This is a genomic window from Caballeronia sordidicola (assembly GCF_001544455.2).
Lineage (GTDB): Bacteria > Pseudomonadota > Gammaproteobacteria > Burkholderiales > Burkholderiaceae > Caballeronia > Caballeronia sordidicola.
Map to the genome: position 1 here is coordinate 1 of NZ_FCOC02000003.1, position 17923 is coordinate 17923.

At 60.8% G+C, this 17923-nt stretch carries 13 protein-coding genes; 6 read left to right on the plus strand and 7 right to left on the minus strand.

The features are described from left to right. Positions 1–154 precede the first annotated feature (154 nt). From acnA to AWB64_RS06380, 3 genes are all read left to right on the plus strand, one after another. Positions 155–2872, plus strand: coding sequence for an aconitate hydratase AcnA (gene acnA, locus AWB64_RS06370; RefSeq protein WP_060817805.1), 2718 nt, complete (start codon positions 155–157; stop codon positions 2870–2872). 164 nt (positions 2873–3036) lie between these two features. Further along, entirely contained in the window at positions 3037–3273 is a 237-nt protein-coding gene (locus AWB64_RS06375; protein ID WP_060817806.1) for a FitA-like ribbon-helix-helix domain-containing protein, read from the plus strand. Further along, positions 3260–3676: a type II toxin-antitoxin system VapC family toxin gene (locus AWB64_RS06380; RefSeq protein ID WP_244163967.1), complete on the plus strand. Its 417-nt coding sequence runs from the start codon at positions 3260–3262 to the stop codon at positions 3674–3676. Before AWB64_RS06375 ends, AWB64_RS06380 begins: the two co-directional genes overlap by 14 nt. A 42-nt stretch (positions 3677–3718) precedes the next feature. Here the strand turns inward: AWB64_RS06380 and AWB64_RS06385 are convergent, their stop codons facing one another. Further along, positions 3719–5158 carry an NAD-dependent succinate-semialdehyde dehydrogenase gene (locus AWB64_RS06385; RefSeq protein ID WP_060817807.1) on the minus strand — a complete coding sequence of 480 codons (1440 nt, stop codon included), beginning with the start codon at positions 5156–5158 and terminating at the stop codon, positions 3719–3721. Between the two features lie 202 nt (positions 5159–5360). On the opposite strand from AWB64_RS06385, the gene AWB64_RS06390 reads away from it, so the two are divergent. Next, a complete protein-coding gene (locus tag AWB64_RS06390) occupies positions 5361–6431 on the plus strand; it encodes an FUSC family protein (RefSeq protein ID WP_075643251.1) in 1071 nt (356 codons plus the stop codon). A 97-nt stretch (positions 6432–6528) separates the two neighbouring features. On the opposite strand, the gene AWB64_RS06395 is transcribed toward AWB64_RS06390, so the two are convergent. The 3 genes from AWB64_RS06395 to AWB64_RS06405 are packed head-to-tail and all read right to left on the minus strand — an operon-like array spanning position 6529 to position 8574. Continuing rightward, a complete protein-coding gene (locus AWB64_RS06395; RefSeq protein ID WP_060817808.1) occupies positions 6529–7152 on the minus strand; it encodes a hypothetical protein in 624 nt (207 codons plus the stop codon). Positions 7153–7182: 30 nt separating this feature from the next. Further along, complete coding sequence (locus tag AWB64_RS06400; protein WP_060817809.1) at positions 7183–7965, minus strand: molybdopterin-dependent oxidoreductase; 783 nt, start codon at positions 7963–7965, stop codon at positions 7183–7185. 3 nt (positions 7966–7968) lie between these two features. After that, a complete protein-coding gene (locus AWB64_RS06405) occupies positions 7969–8574 on the minus strand; it encodes a cytochrome b/b6 domain-containing protein (RefSeq protein WP_060817810.1) in 606 nt (201 codons plus the stop codon). A gap of 223 nt (positions 8575–8797) precedes the next feature. Between AWB64_RS06405 and AWB64_RS06410 the strand changes: the two genes are divergently transcribed. Both AWB64_RS06410 and AWB64_RS06415 read left to right on the plus strand, forming a co-directional pair. Further along, complete coding sequence (locus tag AWB64_RS06410) at positions 8798–9478, plus strand: heavy metal response regulator transcription factor (RefSeq protein ID WP_060817811.1); 681 nt, start codon at positions 8798–8800, stop codon at positions 9476–9478. Further along, the gene (locus tag AWB64_RS06415; RefSeq protein WP_060817812.1) at positions 9475–10887 is read left to right on the plus strand and encodes a heavy metal sensor histidine kinase; all 1413 of its coding nucleotides are present in this window, start codon (positions 9475–9477) and stop codon (positions 10885–10887) included. The genes AWB64_RS06410 and AWB64_RS06415 overlap by 4 nt, the downstream gene beginning before the upstream one ends. A 3-nt stretch (positions 10888–10890) precedes the next feature. On the opposite strand, the gene AWB64_RS06420 is transcribed toward AWB64_RS06415, so the two are convergent. The 3 genes from AWB64_RS06420 to AWB64_RS06430 form a co-directional block, all read right to left on the minus strand. Further along, positions 10891–12708: an FAD-dependent oxidoreductase gene (locus AWB64_RS06420; protein WP_082850388.1), complete on the minus strand. Its 1818-nt coding sequence runs from the start codon at positions 12706–12708 to the stop codon at positions 10891–10893. Further along, on the minus strand, positions 12705–13781 hold the full coding sequence (locus tag AWB64_RS06425; protein ID WP_082850406.1) for a DedA family protein/thiosulfate sulfurtransferase GlpE: 1077 nt from the start codon (positions 13779–13781) through the stop codon (positions 12705–12707). Before AWB64_RS06425 ends, AWB64_RS06420 begins: the two co-directional genes overlap by 4 nt. A 338-nt stretch (positions 13782–14119) precedes the next feature. Continuing rightward, positions 14120–17782: a DUF748 domain-containing protein gene (locus AWB64_RS06430; protein WP_060817814.1), complete on the minus strand. Its 3663-nt coding sequence runs from the start codon at positions 17780–17782 to the stop codon at positions 14120–14122. Positions 17783–17923 lie beyond the last annotated feature (141 nt).

A 17923-nucleotide genomic window follows, 5' to 3' on the forward strand; every position in this document is an offset into this window, starting at 1 on the left:
GCGATCATTGCGGCATCGCTGGATCAGGCAACGCTCGAAGCAATGCCGGTCAATGAATATGTTGATTTGTACGTGATTTAGTCAGCATCCGTGACACGTTCTTTAGATTGACAGTATTGAAGGTGTTTCCTCGTTTAAACCCAGGAAAAAAAACATGGCCCACAATCTCCATAAAACGCTCAAGGAATTCGACACGGGTTCCGGCAAAGGCAAGTTCTACTCGCTGCCCGCGCTTGGCCGCGCGCTGAACATCAAGGTGGAACGCCTGCCGGTATCGATCCGCATTGTGCTGGAATCGGTTCTGCGCAATTACGACGGGAAGAAGATCGGCGAAGAACACATTAAGCAACTGGCGAGCTGGAAGCCGGTCGCGGATCGTACCGACGAAATCCCGTTCGTGGTCTCACGCGTCGTGTTGCAGGACTTCACGGGCGTGCCGCTGCTTGCGGATATTGCCGCAATGCGCGGCGTGGCGAAACGCGCCGGCAAGGACCCGAAGGCTATCGAGCCGCTCGTGCCGGTCGATCTGGTGGTCGATCATTCGGTGCAGATCGATTACTTCCGCCAGAAGGACGCGCTCGACCTGAACATGAAACTGGAATTCCAGCGCAATAACGAGCGCTACCAGTTCATGAAGTGGGGCATGCAGGCTTTCGATACGTTCAAGGTCGTGCCCCCGGGCGTCGGCATCGTTCACCAGGTGAACCTGGAATATCTGGCGCGCGGCGTGCACAAGAAGTCGCTGGAAGGCGACACCGTGTATTACCCGGATACGCTCGTCGGCACGGACAGCCACACGACCATGATCAATGGCATCGGCGTGGTGGGCTGGGGCGTGGGCGGTATTGAAGCGGAAGCCGGCATGCTCGGCCAGCCGGTGTATTTCCTGACGCCGGACGTGGTGGGCGTCGAGTTGAAGGGCAAGATTCGCGAAGGCGTGACGGCAACCGACCTGGTGCTGACCGTCACCGAAATGCTGCGTAAGGAGAAAGTGGTCGGCAAGTTCGTCGAGTTCTTCGGCGAAGGCACGGCTTCGTTGTCGCTGCCGGATCGCGCGACCATTGGCAACATGGCGCCGGAATATGGCGCGACAATGGGCTTTTTCCCCGTCGATGAAAAGACCATCGATTACTTCAAGGGCACGGGCCGTACCGACGCTGAAATCTCCGCGTTCGAAGCGTATTTCAAGGCGCAAAATCTCTTCGGCGTGCCGAAGGCCGGCGAGATCGACTACACGAAGACGCTGACGCTCGATCTGGGCACCGTGGCTCCGTCGCTGGCGGGTCCGAAGCGTCCTCAAGACCGTATCGAAATCACGAACGTGAAGTCGAACTTCACCGAGTTGTTCTCGAAGGCCGTCACCGACAATGGTTTTGGCAAGAAGGCCGCCGACCTGAACACGCAATACACCACGACGAACAACGTCAACGTGAAGAACGGCGACATCCTGATCGCCGCCATCACGTCGTGCACGAACACGTCGAACCCGAGCGTTTTGCTGGCTGCCGGGTTGCTGGCGAAGAAGGCTGTTGAAGCGGGTTTGACCGTGGCGCCGCACATCAAGACGTCGCTTGCGCCGGGATCGCGCATTGTCACGGAATACCTGACGAAGACGAACTTGCTGACGTATCTCGACCAGCTTGGTTTCACGCTGGCCGCCTACGGCTGCACGACGTGTATCGGCAATGCGGGCGACCTCACGCCGGAACTGAACGACGCCATCACGAAGAACGATATTGTGGCCGCCGCCGTGCTGTCCGGTAACCGCAACTTCGAAGCGCGCATTCACCCGAACATCCGCGCGAACTTCCTGGCTTCGCCGCCGCTGGTCGTGGCTTACGCCATTGCCGGGAACATGACGGTCGACCTGATGACGGAACCGGTTGGCAAGGGCAAGAACGGCAAGGACATTTTCCTCGGCGACATCTGGCCGACGAGCGAAGAAGTCAACGCGCTGCTCAAGTACGCGCTCGACGCCGACGCGTTCCGCAAGAACTACGCGGAGCTCACGAAGACCGGCGACCTGTGGAGCAAGATCGAAGGCGAAGCGGGTCAGGTTTATGACTGGCCGAAGTCGACGTACATTGCCGAGCCGCCGTTCTTCGGCAAGGACTTTTCGATGTCCCCCGCCGACAGCATTCCGGCCGTCAAGGGCGCGCGTCCACTGGGCATTTTCGGTGACTCGGTCACGACCGACCACATCAGCCCGGCTGGATCGATCAAGGAAAGCTCGCCTGCGGGCGTGTGGTTGAAGGCGAACGGCGTGCAGAAAGCCGACTTCAACAGCTACGGCTCGCGTCGCGGCAATCACGACGTCATGATGCGCGGCACCTTCGCCAACGTGCGGATCAAGAACCTGATGATTCCGCTGAAGGCCGACGGTTCGCGCGTGGAAGGCGGCGTGACGATATTCCAGCCGAGCGGCGAAGAAATGTCGATCTACGATGCAGCGATGAAGTATATCGATGCAGGCACGCCGACCATCGTGTTCGCGGGTGAAGAGTACGGCACGGGTTCATCGCGCGACTGGGCCGCGAAGGGCACGCAATTGCTCGGCGTGAAGCTGGTCGTGGCGCGCAGCTTCGAGCGGATTCATCGTTCGAACCTGGTTGGCATGGGCGTGTTGCCGCTGCAGTTCAAGGGCTCGGACAGCGTGCAGTCGTTGAACATCACCGGCGAAGAAACGTTCGACCTGGAAGGCCTCTCGTCGGATATCAAGCCGCAGCAGGAAGTGACGCTCGTGATCCATCGCAAGGATGGCAGCGAAGAGCGCGTGACGGTGCTGCTGCGTATCGATACGCCGATTGAAGTCGATTACTACAAGCATGGCGGGATTCTGCCGTTCGTGCTGCGTTCGTTGCTGGCTGCTTGAGTTGTAGTTTTGCAGGTGACCGCGCCCTTGAGATCAGGGCGCGGGAACATTGAACCCGGCCTTGGCCGGGTTTTTTTTCGATCCTGCTACGGCGTTGATGTGATATCAATGCTTGCATTTTTCTCCTTTCATGCTATCGTTGATAACACATTGGGAGAGCTACGATGGCAAATCTATTGGTTCGCGGGATTGATGAAGCGCTGGTGCAAAGCCTGCGCGAACGCGCCGCCGCGCACGGTCGCAGCGCCGAAGCCGAGCATCGGGAAATTCTTGCGCAGGCGTTGAGCCGGCCGAAGAAACGCAGTCTGGCGCAAGTACTGGCGAGCATGCCGAATGTTGGAGAAGACTCGGATTTCGAGCGGATTCAAGATACGGGCGGAGCGCCACGTGTATTTGATTGATACCAACGTCATAAGCGAAGCCCGAAAAGGCGCAAACGCAAATAAAGGCGTGCGCAAATTCTTTAAACGGACTGATAAAGACAAGAGCCCTTTGCACCTGTCAGCCATTACGATGGGCGAACTCCGGCGCGGGACCGAGATGGTGGGGCACCGTGGCGACGCTCCACAGGCTGCACTGCTCGAAGCCTGGATTGGAATCCTGCTGAAAGATTATGCGATGGACGTGATCTCCATCGACGACGACATAGCGCAACTATGGGGCCGCTTGCGCGTGCCGAACCCCGAGAACGAAATAGACAAGCTGATTGCCGCAACAGCTTTGATGCATGACCTCACGGTCGTCACGCGGAATGTCAGAGACTTCGAGAGAACGGGCGTCAAGCTGCTGAACCCGTTCGAATAATCGATGAAATGGCGCGGCCGCGCCGCGCCATTCAGTTTCGCCTTACCGCGCCTCGCTCACGAACTTCGTGACCAGATAAGCTTCCATTGCTTCGCTGCCGCCTTCCGAACCGTAGCCCGATTCCTTCACGCCGCCAAACGGCGTTTCCGGAATTCCGAGCCCGTGGTGATTGATCGACACCATGCCGCTTTCGATATCCTCGCCCACCGCCGCCGATGTCGCGCTCGAACGCGTATAAGCGTAAGCCGCGAGCCCGAACGGCAGACGATTGGCTTCCGCAATGGCTTCGTCGTAGGACTTGAATGTCGAGATCGGCGCGATCGGGCCGAACGGCTCTTCCGTCATGATGCGCGCCGTAAGCGGCACATTGGCGAGAACTGTCGGTGCAAAGAAGAACCCTTCGCGTCCAATGCGCTCACCGCCCGTCAGCACCTTGGCGCCGTGCTCCACGGCATCGGCGACCAGACGTTCCATGGCTTGCAGACGGCGGCCGTTGGCCAGCGCGCCCATCTGCACGCCCTCTTCAAGCCCGTTGCCGACCTTTACCTTCTTAGTCGCAGCGACGAAATGCTCGGTGAACTCCTCATAAGCCGATTCCTCGACGATAAACCGCGTCGGCGAAATGCAGACCTGGCCGGCATTGCGGAACTTGGCGCCGGCCAGCAGCTTGGCGGCGCGCGGGATGTCGGCATCGGCGAATACGAGTGCCGGCGCGTGGCCGCCAAGTTCCATCGTGGCGCGCTTCATGTGCTCGCCGGCCATCGCGGCCAGCAGCTTGCCTACCGGAGTTGAACCCGTGAACGAGATCTTGCGGATCAGCGGATGCGCGATCAGGTACTTCGAGACATCGGCGGGAACGCCGAACACGAGATTCAGCACGCCGGCGGGCAAGCCTGCATCGATATAAGCCTGAACTAGCGCCGCGCAGCTCGCCGGCGTTTCTTCCGGTCCCTTCAGCACGACTGAACACCCTGCGGCGAGCGCGGCCGAGACCTTGCGCACCGCCTGATTGATCGGGAAATTCCACGGCGTGAACGCGGCAACCGGGCCAACCGGTTCGCGCGTCACGATCTGGCGGACGTTCTCGGCGCGCGCCGGAATCACACGGCCGTAAGTGCGGCGCGCTTCCTCGGCGAACCAGTCGATGGTATCCGCCGCACCCAGCACCTCGATGCGCGCTTCGACCAGCGGCTTGCCCTGCTCCATCGTCATGATGGTGGCGACTTCTTCCGCGCGATCGCGCAGATTTTGCGCGGCGCGACGCATCAGCTTGCTGCGCTCGAACGCCGAGACCTTGCGCCACGCCTTGAAGCCGCGGCCAGCGGCTTCGGCGGCTTCCGCGAGTTGCTGTTCGCCGGCCAGCGCGAGGCGGCCGATTTCCCCTTCCGTAGCCGGATTGACGACGGCCGTGTCGCGTGCGCCGGCGCGCCAGGCGCCGTCTATATACAACTGCGTGCTTGGATATTGAGTGGTTTGGCTCATGCGTGGCTCCTGGATTGAGTGTGATCGATGAAACCGGTGAGAATGCGCGCAAACTTTGAAAAACCGCGCGAATGCTGAACTTCTAATGGTAACGCGGCCAGCCCGATGCTGCAGGCGGGCGGATTGATCGGCGTTTGAATGCCTACACGGGAAAGTGCGCGCGCTCAGCCATAATTCAAGCACCCAATCCGGTTTCTCCCCAATGCCACTAGCCGCCTTTCACGCTCTTCGACGTTTCACTTTCCAACCCGGCGGCGCCGAGGTGCGGCGCTTCGCGCGAACGCTGATCGGCTGTTTGCTGAGTTACGGCGCGGCCCGGCTCGCGACGCTGCCCGAGCTTTACTGGGCGGTCATTACCACGCTGATTGTCGTCACCCAGCCGAGTCTTAACCAGGCGCTGATCACGGGACGCGATCAGATTATCGGTGCGGTGATCGGCGCGACGCTCGGCGTGCTTGGTTTGCTCGCCGTCGTTCGTGGAGCAGCGCCACTCGCGGTGTTTGCTATTGGACTCGTGCCGCTCGCGGCGCTTGCGGCATGGCGTCCGACTTTGCGGCTTGCGTGCGTCACGCTCGTGATCGTGGTACTGATTCCGGCGACGGGAACCGGGTCGCCGTTTGAGAGGCCTATCGATCGCGTGCTGGAGATTTTGATTGGCGCGGGCGCGGCGCTGGTTGTCGCGTTCCTGATGCCGAACCGGGCGATCAACGCCGCGCACGATCGCGCGGGAGAAATCGTGCGGGCGCTGGGCGAACTGATCGCGCTTTATTTGCGCAAACCCGGCGATGCGCGGACGGCGGAAGGGTTGCATCGAAGATCGGCGGCGGCTGAGCAGGCGCTTGACGATGCGATTACCGAAGCTGGGCGGGAGCACATACTCGTGCCGGTCAAGAGGTCGCGCGAGAACGTGATCGACAAGGTGGTGCCAATGCTCACGCGGTTGCATCGCGATGCGCTGTTTTTAGGGCAGGCGTTTGCGGGGGATACGGGATTGGCGGGACGATTGACGGTAATCACGCGGGAAGCGTTGGGAGAGACGGCCGATGCGATTGATGCGTTGGCGAAGGCCTTGGCAGCTACGCTCGACGCCGATAAACGGTGGCAGGATGAAAATGTGAAAGCGGCAAGAGCGGCGTTTGAGAGGCTAAGGCAGGTGGCGGATCAAGCGAATGCGTCGATGGAGAAAAATACCGTGCTGTCGTTTGTACTGAATTTGCTGGTGACGGATTTCGGGGATTTGGTGACCACGGTGGAGGGAAAGGGCGACCATTGACGGAAGACCATCATCAACCATTTTCGAACGGGGGTTTTGAAAATAAAAAAGCCGACCCCCGGTCGGCTTTGTGTTTCACACGCCTACGCCAAAAATCTCACATCGGCGGCGCAACGCCATCCTTCTCGACCACGACGCGCGAAGCGGCATATTCCGTGCCCTTAACGGGACTAGCCACAATAAACACCTTCTTCCCGGCAATCAGATCCGCGCGCGTAGCCGGCGCAAACGTAACCACAGGCACGCCTTCCGGCACCGTCACGGTATTCGAGCCGCCTTTATAAGAAAGCTTCAAATCCCGGCCGCTGGTCCCGGTCACAACCTGATCCACATTGGCGTTGGTCATCGTGCTATTCGGCGAAAGGTCCCACGCGTAATGTCCCTCGCCGGTTCCGCGCGCCGCTTCCGGGAATACCAGCACTTCGGTCGCCGTCATCTTTCCATCGGTGCCCGTGGTAGCTGCCGTGCCAATAAACGATCCCGCCTTGATATCCCCGAGCTTGATGTTCTTCACGGCCGTCACGGGCGTGTCCTGCTTCATGTCGATGGTCACGGTATCGCCGCTGCGACGATGCACGGTCAGCGTATCGCCGGAAATCGAAACGATATCGCCACGAATGCGCGCGGGCTTCGCAGCCGGTGCCTGAGCCAGCGCAACACCTGCAAATGCGAGCGCTGCAATCGATACACCCAGTTTCATGCGGATTGACGCAGATGACATGGAGACTCCAATAGTGATTGATGAAAAAGCTTAAGCCCCGCCGAACCAGTTATAGCCCTGGTTCTCCCAGTAACCACCGGGATATTCGTTCGTCACGGTGATCGCGACAATGTGCTTCGGATTCTTGTAACCCAGCTTCGTGGGCATGCGCAGCTTCATCGGAAAGCCGTATTTCGGCGGCAGGACCTGACCGTCGTACGTCAGCGTCAGGAGCGTCTGCGCGTGCAGCGCAGTCGGCATGTCGATGCTGGTGGAATAGTTATCCGCGCAATGGAACGCCACGTATTTGGCAGTGGTGTCCGCACCCGAACGCTTGAGGAAATCGGCGAAACGCACGCCGCCCCACTTGCCAATCGCGCTCCAGCCTTCAATGCATATGTGCCGCGTAACCTGGCTTTCCTGCGGCAGCGCGCGCAATTCCTCAAGAGTCCAAACGTTCTTGCCTTTCACCAGACCGCCAATGGGCAGCTTGTAGGTCGCGGCGTCGACCATGGGGACATCGTCTATGTCGTAGAACGCGTTGAACGGGAACGGCCGCGTGATCATCGACTCGGGATAGGTGGGCGCAAGCTTGTTCGGGTCGAAGAGGAACGCCTGCGCGTCGTCGTTGAAACGCGACATGGTGCGCAGCACGGTGTTGACGGATTTATCGTCGGAGATATTGCAGCCCGACAGCAGCATCAAGCCACCCAGCGACAAGATGCGCTTGCCGAACAGACGCCGCGCGGGCGCCTTCAACTCGTTGCGTGCGTCCTTGAGAATGTTGTCGACATCGAGATGTTTGGCTATCAGTTCGCTCTTTCGGTTCAACATGGTTCAGCGGCCCCGGATCATCAGCAACAACGAGCGTGGAACGAGCGCGACCATCACCACGTGTAGCACGAAGAACGCAACAAGGAAACTCATCGCGAAGAAATGGACAACGCGCGCATTGTCGTAACCGCCCATCAAGTCACGCAACAATGGAAACTGCACCGACTTCCAGATCGCAAGTCCCGACAGGATCACGACCACAATGTCCAGGATGACCGCAAGATAAGCCGCCTTCTGCACAGCGTTGTAGTGCGACAGATCGTCGTGCTTGAGCTTGCCGGTGATCGCCGCGCGCAGATCGCCAATCAGACTTTTCACGCTGAGCGGAAACAGCTTGCGGCGAAATCGTCCCGACACAATGTTCATGGCGACGTAGATCAGGAAGTTGGCAACCAGCACCCACATGGCCGCGAAATGCCAGAGCAGCGCGCCGCCGAGCCACCCGCCCAACGTGATGCTTGCCGGGAAAACAAGCGCGGGAAAAATAGGAGAAGCGTTATAGACCTGCCAGCCGCTCGTGACCATGACTACGACCGCAAGCGCGTTGATCCAGTGTGTGATGCGAACCCAGCCGGGTTGCACGGCGCGCGGGGGCGCGACCGGTGTCATGGAGTGAGTCGAAGGTTGAGCCAAATTCGCCTCATCGAAATAGTTGTGCAACGCTATGAATGCTGCTTGATTGCATCTTAACGACCACACACTGATGAACGCATGACACGTTAATGACTTTTTTGTCATCTTTCCGGCGGGCGTAAGGCGGGTAGTTAGAATAAGGTTCTTTGTCACCCAAAATGCAACCCCAAGCGCAACCCCAAACGCAACGCACCGCGGCATGACCATTCTCGTTATAGAAGACGACCGCAAGACCGGCGACTACCTGAAGAAGGGGCTGACAGAGTCCGGGTATCAGGTCGACCTGGTTCGTAACGGCGCTGATGGCCTGCATCAGGCGTTGGCGCATCCTTACGAGTTGATCGTGCTCGACGTGATGCTGCCCGGCCTCGACGGCTGGCAGATCATGCAGGCGCTGCGGGCCAAGCGTGATTTGCCCGTCATCTTCCTGACGGCGCGCGATCACGTCAGCGACCGCATCCACGGACTGGAACTCGGCGCAGACGATTATCTCGTGAAGCCGTTTTCTTTCACCGAACTCGTACTGCGCATTCGCACATTGCTGCGCCGCGGCGTGATACGCGAATCGGATGTGTTCCAGGTCGCGGATCTTCATGTGGATGTATTGCGCCGCAGGGTGACGCGTCAGGGCACGGACATCGCGCTGACGAACAAGGAATTCGCGCTGCTGCATCTTTTCTGCAAACGGCAAGGCGAAGCATTGTCGCGCACACTGATTGCGTCGGAAGTGTGGGACATGAATTTCGACAGCGATACCAACGTGGTCGATGTCGCCATCAAGCGCCTGCGCGCGAAGCTCGATCAACCCTTCGATATCAAGCTCATCCACACGGTGCGCAGCATTGGCTACTCGTTCGGCGCGACCGGAGATGCGCATTGAAACCAGTGCGCTGGCGCTCGCGCTCGATTGTTGTCCGCATCACGATCCTGTTTGCGTTGATTGTGTGCGTGGTGGTCAGCATGGTCGGCGGATCGCTTTATCACGCAACCAGCCTCACCTTGTCCACGCGCGCGGACTATCAGTTGATCGCACGTGTGGAACATTTTCGTTCGTTGCTGCACGACCTCTATACGATCCAGGAAATCGAGGCGCGGCCCAAGCTCTTCGAAACCATGCTCGGCGACCGGCAGGACGTCATCATCTTTCGACGTCCGGGCGTGCCGCCATTCATCAATGTGAACCCCGAGAACATGCCGTTGCCGCCGCTGGTTCCGGTGCCCGTGCAACGCGCGGTGAACCTGGATGCGCTCTATGAAGGCACGCGCTCGGACGGCGTGCGCATGCGCTGGGTCGCGGCGCAGGCGCAAGTGGGCGATAGCGGCGAAGTGGTCGAGATCATCGCAGCGCACGTGATGACGCAGGAAGCGCGGGTTTTGTCGACGTATCTCGTGCGCGTGTGGATCAATGTGGCGATCGCGGTTCTGGTCACGGCGTTGCTGGCGTGGTGGGTATCGAGCCGGGGTCTCACGCCCTTGCGCAAGATGGCCGACAAAGCCGCCGAAATCACGCCCAACACGCTTTCGGCACGGCTCGACGTCGAGAATACGCCGGCCGAATTGCACAGCCTGGCTATATCGTTCAACGCGATGCTTGACCGCCTGTCCACCGGCTACGAACGGCTGCTGCAATTCTCGGCCGATCTCGCGCATGAAGTGCGCACGCCTATCGGCGTATTGATCGGGCAAACGCAGGTCACGCTCGCCCACACGCGCAGCGAGAGCGAATACAAGAGCGTGCTGGAATCGAATCTGGAGGAACTGGAGCGGTTGGGACGCATCGCGCAGAACATCCTGTTTCTCGCGCAAGCGGATCACGAACGCCAGGAAATGGAGCGCACGACGTTGAATACGCGCGAGCAGCTCGAAACCATTGCGACCTACTTCGAAGGTCTCGCCGACGAACGCAATCTCAGCTTCGACGTCCAGGCCGAAGGCGAGATGTTCGTGAACGAGATCATGTCGCGGCGCGCGATCAGCAACGTGGTGGTGAACGCGGTTCGATACGCGGAGCCGGGCACGACAATCCGGCTGACCGGCAGCGAAGACGCGCACGGTGCGCGGATCGTGATAGGCAATCAGGGAAAGCGCGTTTCGCCGGAAGAACTCGCGCGGCTCTTCGACCGGTTTTATCGCGCCGATGCAGCACGAAGCGAGTTCACCGAATCAAGCGGCCTTGGACTCGCAATCGTGCAGGCGATCATGCGGCTGCACGGCGGCTCGGCGTCGGCGAGTTGCTCGGACGACGGGTGGATCGAGTTCACGCTGCAGTTCGGGCCCAGGCCGCGCTGACTGCTATTGCACCGCGCCAGCGTTCAACGCCAGTTCCTGCCGCGAGGCCAGCAAGCCGTGTATCTGCGAAACAACCGCCGCGCCTTCGCCCACGGCGGCAGCCACGCGCTTGGTCGATGCCGATCGCACATCGCCAATGGCGAATACGCCCGGCACGCTCGTCTCGAGCGCGGTCGCGCCATCCGTATAGCCCTCATTCGCTTCCGGGCCCGTGAGCACGAAACCCTTGCTGTCCGTGCGCACGTTGCATCCGGTCAGCCAGGCGGTGTTGGGATCGGCGCCGGTGAACAGGAACAGATGCCGCGCCTCCAGCTTGAGCGGACCGTCGGCCGTCTTGCAATGCACGGCGGCGAGCGAGCGGCCATCGCCTTCGAGCGATTCGATTTGCGTGCGGGTATGCACGGTGACGTTCGGCAACGCGGCGATCCGGTCGATCAGATACCTCGACATGCTCGATTCGAGCCCCGGCCCGCGGATCAGCACATGCACGCGCGCCGCGTGCGATGCAAGATAAACGACCGCTTGCCCCGCCGAATTTCCGCCGCCGACCAGCACGACTTCCGAGCCCTTGCAAAGCTTGGCCTCGACCGGCGACGCCCAATAATAGGTGCCGCGCCCTTCGAACTTTTCGAGCCCTTCAATGTTCGGCCGCCGATACGCCGCGCCCGTCGCGATCACGACCGTATGCGCCGTGACACGCGTGCCGTTCATCAATTCGATCTGGATAGGCGTGCAATCGCAATGCAGCGCCTTGATCTCGGTCGGAATGGCGATGTGCGCGCCGAACTTCTGCGCCTGCACGAACGCGCGCCCGGCCAGCGCCTGACCGGAAATACCGGTCGGAAACCCCAGATAATTTTCGATACGCGAACTCGCGCCCGCCTGCCCGCCCGGCGCGCGGCAATCGAACACCGCCACAGACAACCCCTCGGAAGCCGCATACACGGCGGTCGCCAATCCGGCCGGTCCCGCGCCGACGACAGCAACGTCGTAGATATGCGCCGGATCGAATTCCGGCAGCCAGCCCAGTTGCGACGCAAGCTGGTTTTCGTCGGGCGCGCGCATGACGGTGCCATCGGGACAAATGACCAGCGGGAAATCCGCCTTCGACGTCGATATCCGTTCCAGCAGCGCAATGGCTTCGGGGTCGGTGCAGGCATCGATCACGGTATGCGGATAACCGTTGCGCCCCAAAAAACCTTGCAGCGATACCAGCCGCCCGTCGTCCGACTGACCCACGAGGATCGGCCCGCTGCCTTTCTCGATCAACCCCACGCGGCGCAGGATCAGCGAGCGCATGATCCGCTCGCCCAGGTCCGCTTCGGCCACGAGCAGCGCGCGCAGCCGGTCGGGCGCGATCAGGATGGCTTTCACGTCGTCGATTGCGTGGCCATCGACCAAAGCGGGTTTCCCGGATAACTGCGCGACTTCCGCCAGGAATTGCCCGGGTTCGGACTCGACCACCAGATGCACATGGCCGAGGCCGTCGCGCCGCGTGATCCTCACGCGGCCATCAAGCAGGACAAACATGCCCGGACCGGGCGCACCGACTTCGAACATCAGTTCGCCAGCGCGGAAGTGCCTGATCACGCCGAAGCCGCGCATGCGATCGATTTCATCGGCGGTGAGATGCGGGTACATCTGGTGACGGCGGCTTTGAAGCGGGGAAAACGGCGCGTCGACGGCCGCTTCCGATTGAGAAGCGCTGCCCGTGTCACTGGTGATCGTGTTGAGGTTTTCCTGCGTGGGCGTTGCGCTCTCCCGCCATTCCGAACGGCCGTGATCCGATCCTTCGTGCGTGCCTTCGTGGACTGTACTCATGCGTGCCGGTCTCCGTGAAGATAGACGGCGTCATGCAGCGCGCCCTTGCCGGCGGCCGGCGCTTTGGCGGGCCACGGACACATGGCGGCCATTTCGCCCAGATCCTCGCGCGCGCCGCCGAAGTCCGTGAGCGGCTTGAGTTCGAGGCCGGCGAGACGCCACGCGTCCAGGCCGCCGGTCAGCGGCACCACGTCCTTGAAGCCGGCGTTGCGCAGCGACTTGGCCATCCACGCCGCCGATACTTCATTCGGACACGAGCAATAAATAACGATCTTCTGATCAGGCTGATAACTCTCGACAATCTTCTGCAACTCGCGTTCGTCGGCGAAAACGGAACCGGGAATCACAAACGGATCGAGCACGCGTTTTTCCGACGAGCGGATATCGAAGATGGCCGGCAGCGGTTCATTTTCCATCAGCGCATAGAGTTCATCGACTGTGATGCGCGCGGTTTCCAGCGTCTTCATCAGCATCTTCCGGCGCCAGTAGCGATACGCCACGTACCCGGCCAGCGCGATCGCGACCACGATCAACGCCTGCCGCCCAAGTTGCGCGATCATCGCGAAGACCATGTCGAGTTGCGCCGCGAACGCCACGCCGACCAGCAGGCCAACCGCCGCCCAGAGCGCCACGCCCACGCCGTCATGCGCGACGAACGAGCGCGTGCGCACGCCCATGGCGCCCGCAAGCGGCACGGAAACCAGCGACAAACCCGGAATGAACTTCGCGACCAGCAACACGCGCACGCCCCATTGGCCGAAGAAACGTTCGGTCTTCTTCACGCACGTATCGCGCGAGAGCGACAACTTGCAGATGGTCTTGAGCGTCCGGTCGCCATAACGCCGCCCGCCCAGGAACCAGACGAGATCACCCAGCACGCCGCCAAGCACGGCAATGCCGAGCATCAACGCGAGGTGCGGGAGCAATGCCTGGCCGTTCGCGCCCATCATGGCAACGGACGCGCCGACCACGATCAGCGTGGGCATGGCGGGCACGGGCAGGCCGAGCGCCGCGCCCATCACGTTGAAAAAGACGATGGCCGGACCATACCGGTCAGCCAGTTCATGCAACAGCATGGGATTCTCCCGCGGGTTGTGCAGCGCTGAATTCGGTGGGAATTGCCAACTCGCCGGACGCCGCCCGGTGCGCGCTTTTTAATCACTTCTCGCGCGCGAAATGGGAGCGATAAACGGCATTATTCACGGCCCTGAAACGGAGCGCGGGACGAAAACAGGAACAATTTCCATGGTGGCTCGCGCGTCGTCCGGCGCCGCTGCATTAATGAGATGAGTGTAGCGCGGATTGACGAAAATGCCATGAACGGTGCGCTTCGCCCTATGCCATATGACAGCGCCGGATTTTCAGCGCACGCCTAAATAATCGCGCTTCTCCGGGCGCTTCATAAACACCGTCATTGCAGGCCGAAATCCACGCGTGTGGGCGCGCCTTTATCCTTGATGCCGTCGGCGTTCATATGCGGCGACACGATGAAAATCCGCTTGCTGTCGATTTTCCCATCGAAGTATGCCTTCACCACCGACGCCCGTTTTTGCGCCAGCGCGCCAAGCGCGCCATCGTCAATCGGCGCGTTTGCCGCCAGTGCCGCTTTCATGTCGGCATCGGGCAAAGTCTTCGTCAGGCCGATCATGTTGCGCGGCTTCTTGAAGTCGGCCTCCTTGTACGCTTTTGTCAGGAACTTCGTGTATTCGTCGGTGGAAAGAGAAACGGTCGACGGGCTGATGTTCGGGTTGTCGTCGCTGGAATCCTTCATTTTCGCGAGGCGAACCTGGCGGTCGACGTACGCCGCGCGCAGGCCGGGTTCATCGACGGCCGGATCGACCCGCGCCGACAAATCCATCTTGACGGACGGTTTGTCCGCCAGTGCCTTTGCGATCGTGTCGAGCTTCTGCTTTGCGGCGTCGCTGAGCGTGGACGAACCCGGATCGAATTCAACGTAACCGAGTTCCTCGGCGCCCTTGCCGCCGCCGAACGCATTCGCGAGCAGCGAGAACGGCGCGGTCACCGCGCGCTCGAGCAGGTTGACGATAGCCGTCCACACCAGCGCGCCGACCGAGAATTCCGGATTCGACAGCGAGCCGGAAATCGGGATGTTCACATCAATTTCGCCGCGCGAATTCTTGAGCAGCGACACCGCCAGGCGCACCGGCAATTTGGTTGCGGTGGTGTTGTCGACATGATCGCCGAACGTGAGCTGATCGATGAAAAGATGGTTGTTCGCCGAGAGTTTGTCGTCGGCAAGCTGGTAGTGCAGGTCCACGTTGAGCTTACCTTTGGTGATCGGATATCCGGCGTATTTCGTGGAATACGGTGAGATGTTGGGCAATTCCACGTCGTGCGCGCTCGCGGTCAGATCCAGCGACGGTTTCGCGATCAGCGGATTGACCTCGCCCTTGATCGATACCGGCCCGTTGGCGTTGAGTTTCGCGGCGACGTCGACCGGCGCGGACACGTTCGAATGCGTGCCGAATGCGCCGATGGTGCCCGTGATCGCGACCAGATTCGCGGTGAAATTCGGCTTAATGAAGTTGTCGGTGTAGGTCACGCGGCCGTTTTGCAGCACGAGCTGGCCGAACCGCAAATTGGGCATGGGAGACGTCGATGCTGTATTGGGCACAACCGGCGCCGAGGCTGCTTGCGCGGGCTCGGCGGGCGTCTTGTCCTTCGCCACCACATCGCGCAGATTCAGCTTGCCTTGCGCGTCGAGCAGCACGCGGCCGTAAAAGTTGGCGAATGTGACGCGCGCGGCTTCCACGTCGGCGCCCTTCTCGTCGTAGCGCGCGTTCAGCTTCGTCAGGCCGAGCAGCTTCCATCCGGCAAGCGGCTGGGAACTCACCCGGTCGATCAAGCGCACGTTCGACAACGATACGTCACCCTTGTAGCCAGCCTTGAGCGTGCGTCCCGCGCCGGAGAACGACGCGTCGCCGTTCGCGCTCAGCAGCGCGCTCGACAGCGAGGCGTTCAACGCGCCGCCAAAATACGGCTCGAACGCCGATGCATCCAGTTGGCTTGCATCCAGATGCAGCGCGAGGCTCAGCGGCTTGATTGTCAACGTGCCCGCCGTCGCAAGCGCGCCCTTGCCGTTCATGGTCAGCTTGCCGTCCACGGCGAGTGGCTTCGTGAGGTCGTCGGTGACCTGCTTCACGCTGACCTGAAGCGGCGCGATATGAAGCTTCACCGGGCGCGGCGTGGTTTCGTCCGTGAAATCGGCGGTACTGTCATTGAGCGACACCTGGGCGATCTGGTAACGCCACGCCGGGCCGGCCGCGTTGGCCTTTTCGACCTTGCGCGTCGCGCTCGCTTCGGGCGCGGTTTCATGGGGACCGGCGAGCGCCGCCAGATCGATGCTGCCGTCTTTCAGGCGTTTTGCATCGACGGAAAGACCGTTCAGCGTCACGCTTTCCAGAGCGGCGGTGCGCGCGGCGACATCGATTTTCGTGATCTTCGCTTGCGCGGAAGCCAAGGCAACCGGCGCTGTATTGACAGTTGGAACGAGTTTGAGCGACTTGAGCGAGACGTCGCCAGCGCCAACCTGGAGCGCAAGTTCGGGCTTCGACCAGTCCACCTGGAGCGGCAAACTGGCGCTGAGCGCGCCGTCCGACACCCGCGCGGCCACCGCATTCGCCATGTAGGGTTGCAGCGGCGGAAGCGGCAAGTCGTTGAGCGCGAATTTGGCGTCGGCGTTCTTGCCGGCCAGGGTGAATCCGCCCGATGCCGCGAGCGTTCCGCCGTGATCCAGCGCGGTTTTCAGCGTATAGCGCGCTGGAGGTTTGCCGAGTGTCGAGAAATCATCGAGCGTTATATCCAGCGCCTTGAGGCCGAGTTGAGCAGGTTGCGCCATCAGGCTGTCGTCGAAGGCGATCTGGCCCTGGTCGATCGCAACATGCTTGATCGATATATCGAGTGGTCGCGTTTCTGCTGCGGCCTTGGTTTCGGCGGCCGGGGGATTGGCAGCAGGTTGGCCGCTCAGTTTCTGGAAGTTGAAGGCGCCGGCTTTATCGCGGGAAAGCTTTACATCCGGTTGAGCTAATTTTAGCTCCGACAATTGATAAACATTGCGCAGCGGCTCCAGATTCAACGCGTTCACATGCAAAGACTGCGCGGCGAACAGCGGCGCATTCTCCTTGTCCGTCACGGCAATATCCGCGAGGTCGGCCGTGCCCTTGATGCGCACAACGGGCGCATTGCCATTGAGTGAAAAGCTCACGTCGAGATCGGTCGAAAGCCGGCCGCCTTTCACCGCGACCGGCAGCGAAGCCGGCGCGTACGAGAGCATTTTCGGCACGTCAAGGCCGTCGAGCTGCAGCGCGATCTCCGATTCGCGGGACTCGGCGAACGGCTTCGTGCGACCTTTGATGGACAACGGCGAGCCGTCGATGCGCGCCTGCAGCGACGGCGTCACGAACAACTCGGTTGTGGACGGAAGGTTTGCAATGAACGGAATCCCGACCGACCACTGATCGATCACGTGCTGCGTTTTGAGCATCCGGTCATCGAAATCGATGCGCCCGTTCGCGATCCGGATATTCGATACCGAAAAACGCGCGGGTTTGTCGGAAGGCGTAGCGGACGGTTTCGAAAACTTCTCGATGAGATCCGAGAAATTGAAACGCTGCGCATCGAATCGGACGATATGAAAGCGCGGCGAATCGATCTTGAGTTCGTTGATCACCGGCGCGAGCCGGAACAGCGACGACCACGAAGGCAGCACGACCAGCCGTTCAATATCGATGAAATCGCCGGATTGAGCATTAGCCGCGATATTGCCCTTCGCCTCGCCAATGTGCACGCGGTCGGCTTCGAGGCTGAGCGTATAGGGATTGAGCGCGATACGGCCAATGCTGGCCGGACGGCCTAGCTGGGTGGAAATTTGCTGCTCGGCAATGTGACGAATGAGCGGCGGAGCCGCGAAAAAACCCAGCAACCCGATCACGATGACAGCAATCACGAGGCCGATCGTGATTCGGCGGGTGCGGCGCGACTGGGCTACCGCGTTTGCTCGATCGATCAGGCCACGGCCGGCGGATGTCAGGGAAGTCTTGTTCAGGCTTGCCATGCGGGCCTCACAGCGCGGTCATGCGCTGGAACACCGCGCGTGACCTGGGGAAACGGAAGGCCCGAGTATACGACGCGAAAGCGTCAAATTGAATCCGCGAGGGTAGCTACGGTTTGCCGCGCGGTGAGATTTCTCCCACGC